Source organism: Caulobacter sp. S45, from assembly GCF_903642205.1.
Lineage (GTDB): Bacteria > Pseudomonadota > Alphaproteobacteria > Caulobacterales > Caulobacteraceae > CAHJWH01.
Window position 1 is genome coordinate 1 of record NZ_CAHJWH010000156.1, and the last position, 7,133, is coordinate 7,133.

The following is a 7,133-nucleotide window of genomic DNA, read 5'->3' on the forward strand; positions in this document are numbered from 1 at the left end:
TCGGCCGCCGCGGCGTCCGCATCCGCGTGAGCGGCCGCCCGGTCCACGTTGGCCGAGCTGTTCGCCCGGTTGCAGGCGCAGAGCGCGGCGAGCGACAGGCCCACGACGGCACCCTGGACCGACCGCCGCAGGGCCTGCCGCGCGCGACCGCGATGAGCAACAAACGACATGAACCAGGCTCCACATCCGACGCTTTGTGAACCCGCGCCTGGGGCGCCGGTTCCGACCCCGGCCTGGGTGTCGGGCGCGAGCCTCCATCGGTCGGACCGCAACCTTGTTGCGGCTTCGACACGAGAGCAAGCTTGCTCCTCAGCCCGACCAGCCTCGGCAGACGCGTTTCGGAAGACTTCGGAGGTGTCAGACGGGTTCTGGCGTGTCAGGCCCGGAAGTCGCGGTGGCAATCGTCATCATCGAGGGTCACAACCACATCTCCCGCCCACGCGTTCGCCTATCGCCGATGCCACGCCATGCCCCCCCCTCACCGCGCCCGCACGCTCCCGTCGACGACCAAGGGTTGAACGGTCGCGGCCGCGGCTGGCCGTGGCTCAAGGCGCCTATCGGCGTCGCCCTTCTCGCCGCAGTGCTGCTGAGCGTTCTGACCGCCTTCGGGCGCGCCGATCTGCAATGGAGCGCGGGAGCCGCCGCGCTGATCCTGGGGGCGGGTCTTGTCGCGGGGTGGCGGTTCGGCCAAGGTCCAGGCGTCAACGCCGGGTTCCGCCGCAGCTCCGACGAGCCGCCCACTCCGCCGCCGGAGGAGGTGCAGACCTATGTGCTGGCGCTGGAGCTGGCGCCCAACCCCGTGCTGCTGGTCAGCGCCGAGGACCTTGACGACGTCGCCGGCCGGCGCGTGGTGTTCGCCAACGCCGAGGCGCGAGACCTCCTGCGCATCGAGCGCGAAGGCGCCCTGCTGGTCACAGCGCTCCGCCACCCGACTGTGCTGGAGGCGATCGACGAAGCCCTGTTCGGCAGAATACCCCGGATGCTGAGCTATGAGACCGGCGGCGCCCAGGAGCGCTCCTGGCGGGTCTGGACCAAGCCCCTGCCGCCCAACGCCCGGCACCCGCGCCTGGCCCTGGTGATCATGCGCGACGAGACCGACGTCCGGCGCAACGAGCGCATGCGGGCCGACTTCCTGGCCAACGCCAGCCACGAGCTGCGCACGCCGCTCGCCTCGCTCACCGGCTTCATCGAGACCTTGAGGGGACACGCCCGCGACGATGCGGAGGCGCGCGACCGCTTCCTGATCATCATGAGCCGTCAGGCCGAACGGATGGCCCGTCTGATCGACGACCTGCTGTCGCTCTCCCGCATCGAGCTGAACGAGCACATCCGCCCCGGCGGCCAGTGCGACCTTTCCCTCGCGGTCGGCGACGTCCTCGACGCGCTGGCGCCGCAGATCGCCGCCAAGCAGGTGCGGGTGGAGTTCGACCTTGCGCCTCCGGGGGCCGCGGAGATCGTCGGCGACCGCGACCAGATTGTCCAGGTGGCGCAGAACCTACTCGACAATGCGGTGAAGTACGCCCCCAACGAAGGCCTCGTGCGCGTTTCCGTCGCCCGCAACCTGACGCTGGAGGGCGCCACCGCAACGCGGCCGGACGACGCCCGCCAGAGCGCGCGCAGCGGCGGCCGCATGCCGCTGCTCACGCCCGCGCGAAACGGAGCGGAGCGGTACGCCCTGTTGCGGGTGGACGATGGCGGCCCGGGCATGGCGCGCGAGCACCTGCCGCGCCTGACTGAGCGTTTCTATCGCGTGGAGGGGCAGAAGAGCGGCGAACGAACGGGGACAGGGCTGGGCCTGGCCATCGTCAAGCACATCGTCAACCGGCACCGCGGCGGCTTCTACGTGGAGAGCGCGCCCGGTCACGGGGCAGCTTTCAGCGTCTATCTGCCCATGACAGCGCGAGCCATGCAACGCGCGGACACCCTGCTCCCTACCGCTCAAGCAGACGCCGGCCTTTCACACGAGCCTCGCGCGGCGTGACGAAACTGTCGTAGACCTGTCGTAAGTCGTCTGCAAATCGGCGTCACTTAGGCGTGTCGCTGCGCCCGGCCGGAATCACCGCCATGAGCATGAACGAACACACCCTGAAGTTCTTCGGCGAGGAGCTCGGCCAGCTCAAGGCCGAGGTCGCGCGCATGGGCGGCCTGGCTGAGGCGCAGGTGGCCGACGCGATCGAGGCGATCGCACGCCGCGACGTGGCGATTGCCGAGGATGTGGTCGGCCGGGACCGTCGCTTGGACGGCATGCAGCACGACATCGAGAAGAAGGCCATCCGCATCATATCGCTGCGGCAGCCGGTGGCGCAGGACCTGCGCCGCACGGTCTCGGCCCTGAAGATGAGTTCGATCCTGGAACGCACCGGCGACTACGCCAAGAACATCGCCAAGCGCGGCCTGATCATCGCCGACGCCGAGCCGCTGAGTGCGCTCACCCGCTCCATCGAGCGCATGGGCAAGCTGGTCTCCGGCCGGCTGAAGGACGCCCTGGACGCCTATACCAACGCTGAACTCGATCGCGCCATGGACGTGTGGCAGAACGATGAGGAGGTGGACGAGCACTACAACTCGCTGTTCCGCGAGTTGCTCACCTACATGATCGGCGACCCGCGGATGATCAACTCCTGCGCCCACCTGCTGTTCGTGGCCAAGAACCTGGAGCGCATCGGCGACTACGCCACCAACATAGCCGAGATCGTCCACTACGAGGTGACCGGCGAGGAGATCGTCGGCGACCGGCCCAAATGGAGCGGCATGTCCGGCCCCGCCAAGTCGGAACCGGCCGAGCCGGAGCTCTAGGCCGTGATCCCCCAGATCCTGGTTGTGGAGGACGAGGACGCCCTCTCGACGCTCCTCCAGTACAACCTGGAGAAGGAGGGCTACGCCGTGCGGCTGTCGGCGGATGGCGAGGACGCCCTGGTCCAGGTGGACGAGCGGCTGCCCGACCTGATCGTGTTGGACTGGATGTTGCCCAAGATAAGCGGCATCGAGGTGTGCCGACGCCTGCGCAGCCGCACGGACACCCGCAACGTGCCCATCGTCATGCTGACCGCCCGTGGCGAGGAGAGCGACCGCATCCGGGGCCTGGACACCGGCGCCGACGACTACGTCATCAAGCCGTTCTCCATGACCGAGCTGACCGCGCGCCTGCGCGCCGTGCTCCGCCGCATCCGCCCGGGCCTGGCGGAGGACCGGGTCCACCATGGCGACATCATCGTCGACCGGGTGGCGCACCGGGTGAAGCGGGCGGGCCGCGAGATCCACCTCGGCCCCACCGAGTTCCGCCTGCTCGACTACCTGATCCAGCACCCCGGCCGGGTCTTCTCCCGCGAGCAGCTGCTGGACTCCGTCTGGGGATCGGACGTGTATGTCGAGGCCAGGACGGTGGACGTGCACATCGGTCGGCTTCGCAAGGCTTTGAACCGCGACGAGGAGACCGATCCGATCCGAACCGTCCGGTCCGCCGGCTATTCGCTGGAAGCGGAGGGCTGATCGGACGGCTTTGGACCTCGGGCATCCCGTGCCTCCGTCAAGCTCGATCTAACCTGCGTCCCGATTTCGGCCAGCGCGCTCCGCGCAAACGGGATGGCGCGGGGCAGGGCGTAGAAATAGTGGATCATTCCGGGATGCACCGTGACCCGCACCGGCACGCCAGCCGCCTCCAGCCGCCCGGCATAGGCCAGAGCCTCGTCCCGGAACGGATCGCAGGTGGCGGCATGGATCAGGGTCGGTGGCAGGTGCGTCAGACTCCTCGCCCTCAGGGGGGAGACCTGCGGGTCCGCCGGGTCGGCGCCCTGCAGGTAGTCCTCCGCGTCCGCCGCCAACCGGCCGTGATCGAGAAAGAAGCCATGTCCGAACCGCTCGCGCGAGCCCGTCGTGAGAGGGAGGTCCAGGATGGGACAGATCAAGAGCAGCAGCGCCACCGGCGAAGCCCGTTCCTCGACGAGGCAGGCGGCGGCGAGGTTGGCGCCGGCCGAATCGCCCGCAAGGACGAGGCGCCGCGCGTCGATGCCGAGCCGGGACGCCTCGCGCGCCAGCCAGGCGAGCGCGTCCAGCGCGTCGCGGATCGGGCCGGGGAAGGGGTGCTCGGGCGGGCGGCGGTAGGCGAGGGCGAAGACGACGCAGTCGCTGGACGCCGCCAGGGCGCCGCAGACGCCGGCGTGGGTCTCCAGGTCCCCCGCCACCCATCCGCCGCCGTGCAGGTAGAGCATGGCGGGGCGCGGACCTGAGCCGGCGCCTTCGGGATCGATCTCCGGCGTGTAGCGGCGGAGGTCGAGCCGCACCCCATCGGCCGCGGGGCAGGACAGCCCTTCGCAGGTGACGCCGGGGGGAGGCGGATCGGCGGCGAGGTCAGCCAGGCCGCGCAGGCTCTCCCGGCGTTCCAGGGGGCTGGGCCGGCTCGTGGTCGCCGCGTCGCCGGCCTCCAGCATGTGGAGCAGGCGCGCCGCGCGAGGATCGAGTGCGGAGCGGTCGTCGGGCATGATCACGCCCGCGCCGTCTTCAGGCCACGCGTTCGACCAGGCGAGCTATGGCCTCAGCGCTGCGGAAGTTCTCCGGCGTCATCTCGTCCTGCGGAAGGAACAGGTCGAACTCTCCTTCCACCGCCAGCATCAGGTTGACGGTATCCAGCGAGCTCAGCCCCGCCTCGCGCAGGTCGCCGTCCGGAGCCGCGGCCGGGCGCTGCTTCCTGGCCAGCATCGCGTCCACAAGGGCGAGGACGCGCCTGACGCTGTCTTGGCCGCCGTCCTGCTTGACCATGGCCTGCGCTGACATCCGACACTCCCCCACAGCGGTTGCGATATACCGCCGGCGGTAAAGACGGGGTTAGGGATGCAGGGCTGAAGAACGTCCGGCCGACGACTTCCGCCGTATCTCGGTTAATCTTGCTTCATCCTTGTTTCACTTGGGTTCGGCCGGTTCAGGCGGGGCTTGCTGGCACACTTGTTGAACCAGCCGGGCGGAGGCGACACGGGATCGATCATGTTGATACAGCTGACCCAGACGGCGGCCCTGTCCGCCTCCCAGGACCTCGTCACCCGCGCCGAGCAGGTCGCCCTGGTGGCCGCCGAGCACGCCGACGACGTGGACGTCCGCGGCCGCTTCCCGCGCGAGGCGATGGCGGCGCTGAAGGCCGAGCGGCTGCTGGGCGCCATGGTCCCGGCGCGGCTGGGCGGGGAGGGCGCCTCCATCACCGAACTGGCCGAGGTCTGCCACCGGCTGGGCCAAGCCTGCGCCTCCACCGCCATGATCTTCGCCATGCACCAGATCAAGGCCGCCTGCCTGGTCAAGCACTATGAGGGCAGCGCCTGGCACGCCGACTTCTTGCGCGAACTGGCGATCAGCCAGCTGCTGCTGGCCTCCTCCACCACCGAGGGCCAGGGCGGCGGCGACGTCCGCAACAGCATAGCCCCCGTCGAGCGCGACGGCGCCACCATCCGGCTGGAGCGCGCCGCCACGGTGATGTCCTACGGCGCTCAGGCCGATGCGGTCGTCACCACCGCCAGGCGCGCGCCGGACGCCGCGCCGTCGGACCAGGTGCTCGTGGTGTTCCGCGCCGGCGACTACCGCCTGACCGAGACCAGCACGTGGGAGACGCTCGGCATGCGCGGCACCCGCAGCGCCGGCTTCGCCATGGCGGCGGAGGGCCACGAGTTGCAGGTCCTGCCCCAGCCCTATGCCGAGATCCACGCCCAGACCATGACCCCGGTCGCGCACCTGCTCTGGTCCAGCGTCTGGGCGGGTGTGGCGGCCGGCGCGGTGGAGCGGGCGCGGCTGTTCATCCGCAAGGCCGCGCGATCTGGCCAGACTCCGCCGGCGGCGGCCCACTTCAACCGGGCGGCGGGCCAGCTCCGCCAGCTCCGCGCCTTGGTGACAGCCGCCCTGACCCGATACGAGGCCATCCGCGAAGATGCGGCCGCGCTCTCCGCCTTCGACTTCCAGACCGAGATCACCCTTCTCAAGGTGGAGGCCTCGGAGCTGGCCCTGTCGGCGGTGATGAGCGCCATGCGGACCTGCGGCCTGTCCGGCTACCGCAACGACGGCGCCGCCAGCCAGGGCCGGGCGCTGCGCGACATCCTCTCCGCGCCGATCATGATCAACAACGACCGCATCCTGGCCAACCTCGGCGCCTCCGCCGTGATGGCCGAGACCCCCCGCGGCCTGTTCGCCTGACCCCGGTCGATTGACCCTCGCACCAACCTTTCAGGACACAGAGGTCCCTCCCATGAGCAACCTGGCCTACCGCCTGGATGACGTCGCCCCGCCCGAGCGCCCGACCAGGGGCCGCTACGCCGCCGAGCGGCTGGAGGGCCTCGCCGCCACCCTGTTCCGGCCGATGGGCGCGGACGGCGTCTACGCCCGCACCGGCGCCTATGAGGAGGTGGTCGACGCGCTCGCCGCCCTGATCACCCGCCACCGCGACCCCGCCGCCGAGGTGTTCCGCTTCCCGCCGGTGATGAGCCGCAGCGTCCTGGAGACGTCGGGCTATCTGAAGAGCTTCCCCAACCTGCTCGGCTGCGTCTGCTGCATGGACGGCAGCGAGGCGGAGGTGCGGGGCGCGGTCAACCGCTTCGTGGAGGGCGGGACCTATACCGACGCCCTGAACGTCGCCGACCTGATCCTGACGCCCGCCAGCTGCTATCCGATCTACCCCATCGCCGCGGCCCGGGGCGCCCTGCCGGAGGATGGCCTGCTGTTCGATGTGGGTTGCGACTGCTTCCGCCGCGAGCCGTCGCGCGATCTCGACCGGCTCCAGTCCTTCCGCATGCGCGAATACGTCCGCATCGGCTCAGCTGAGCAGATCGCCGCCTTCCGCGAGAGCTGGATGGATACCGCGCGCGGGATCGCCGACCAGCTCGGCCTGTCCTACACGGTGGAGGTGGCCAACGACCCCTTCTTCGGCCGTGGCGGCCAGCTGATGGCGGTGTCCCAGCGCCAGCAGTCGCTGAAGTTCGAGCTTCTGATCCCGGTGATCTCGGCGGAGAAGCCCACCGCCTGCATGAGCTTCAACTACCACCAGGACCATTTCGGCACGACCTGGGGCATCGACCAGGCCGACCGCGAGCCCGCCCACACCGGCTGCGTCGCGTTCGGCATGGACCGCCTGGCGGTGGCCCTCTTCGCCACCCACGGGGCGA

At 70.2% G+C, this 7,133-nt stretch carries 7 protein-coding genes; 5 read left to right on the plus strand and 2 right to left on the minus strand.

Going from position 1 to position 7,133, the window contains the following annotated elements:
- Positions 1–514 precede the first annotated feature (514 nt).
- The 3 genes from HUV06_RS13405 to phoB all read left to right on the plus strand — a co-directional run bounded on the left by HUV06_RS13405 (position 515) and on the right by phoB (position 3,489).
- Positions 515–1,981, plus strand: a complete 1,467-nt coding sequence (locus HUV06_RS13405) for a cell wall metabolism sensor histidine kinase WalK (protein ID WP_254601126.1) — start codon at positions 515–517, stop codon at positions 1,979–1,981.
- A gap of 89 nt (positions 1,982–2,070) precedes the next feature.
- A complete protein-coding gene (gene phoU / locus HUV06_RS13410) occupies positions 2,071–2,796 on the plus strand; it encodes a phosphate signaling complex protein PhoU (RefSeq protein ID WP_174301763.1) in 726 nt (241 codons plus the stop codon).
- A gap of 3 nt (positions 2,797–2,799) precedes the next feature.
- Positions 2,800–3,489 carry a phosphate regulon transcriptional regulator PhoB gene (gene phoB / locus HUV06_RS13415; protein ID WP_174301758.1) on the plus strand — a complete coding sequence of 230 codons (690 nt, stop codon included), beginning with the start codon at positions 2,800–2,802 and terminating at the stop codon, positions 3,487–3,489.
- Here the strand turns inward: phoB and HUV06_RS13420 are convergent.
- Together HUV06_RS13420 and HUV06_RS13425 are read right to left on the minus strand one after the other, a co-directional pair.
- Positions 3,465–4,478 (minus strand): alpha/beta hydrolase, encoded by a 1,014-nt coding sequence (locus tag HUV06_RS13420; RefSeq protein ID WP_217433855.1) that lies wholly within the window; start codon positions 4,476–4,478, stop codon positions 3,465–3,467. The genes phoB and HUV06_RS13420 overlap by 25 nt on opposite strands.
- 19 nt (positions 4,479–4,497) lie before the next feature.
- Positions 4,498–4,770, minus strand: a complete 273-nt coding sequence (locus tag HUV06_RS13425; protein WP_217433857.1) for a phosphopantetheine-binding protein — start codon at positions 4,768–4,770, stop codon at positions 4,498–4,500.
- Positions 4,771–4,977: 207 nt separating this feature from the next.
- Between HUV06_RS13425 and HUV06_RS13430 the strand changes: the two genes are divergently transcribed.
- Positions 4,978–6,168 (plus strand): acyl-CoA dehydrogenase family protein, encoded by a 1,191-nt coding sequence (locus tag HUV06_RS13430; protein WP_174301760.1) that lies wholly within the window; start codon positions 4,978–4,980, stop codon positions 6,166–6,168.
- A gap of 52 nt (positions 6,169–6,220) precedes the next feature.
- On the plus strand, positions 6,221–7,133 hold a 913-nt coding region (locus HUV06_RS13435), incomplete at its 3' end, for an amino acid--[acyl-carrier-protein] ligase (protein WP_174301761.1).

What these genes read in the sequence shown, in the direction of transcription:
- HUV06_RS13420 (WP_217433855.1), bottom strand. Translation starts at nt 4,478, where the DNA reads ATGCCCGACGACCGCTCCGCACTCGATCCTCGCGCGGCGCGCCTGCTC.
- HUV06_RS13425 (WP_217433857.1), bottom strand. Translation starts at nt 4,770, where the DNA reads ATGTCAGCGCAGGCCATGGTCAAGCAGGACGGCGGCCAAGACAGCGTC.
- phoU (WP_174301763.1), top strand. Translation starts at nt 2,071, where the DNA reads ATGAACGAACACACCCTGAAGTTCTTCGGCGAGGAGCTCGGCCAGCTC.
- HUV06_RS13430 (WP_174301760.1), top strand. Translation starts at nt 4,978, where the DNA reads ATGTTGATACAGCTGACCCAGACGGCGGCCCTGTCCGCCTCCCAGGAC.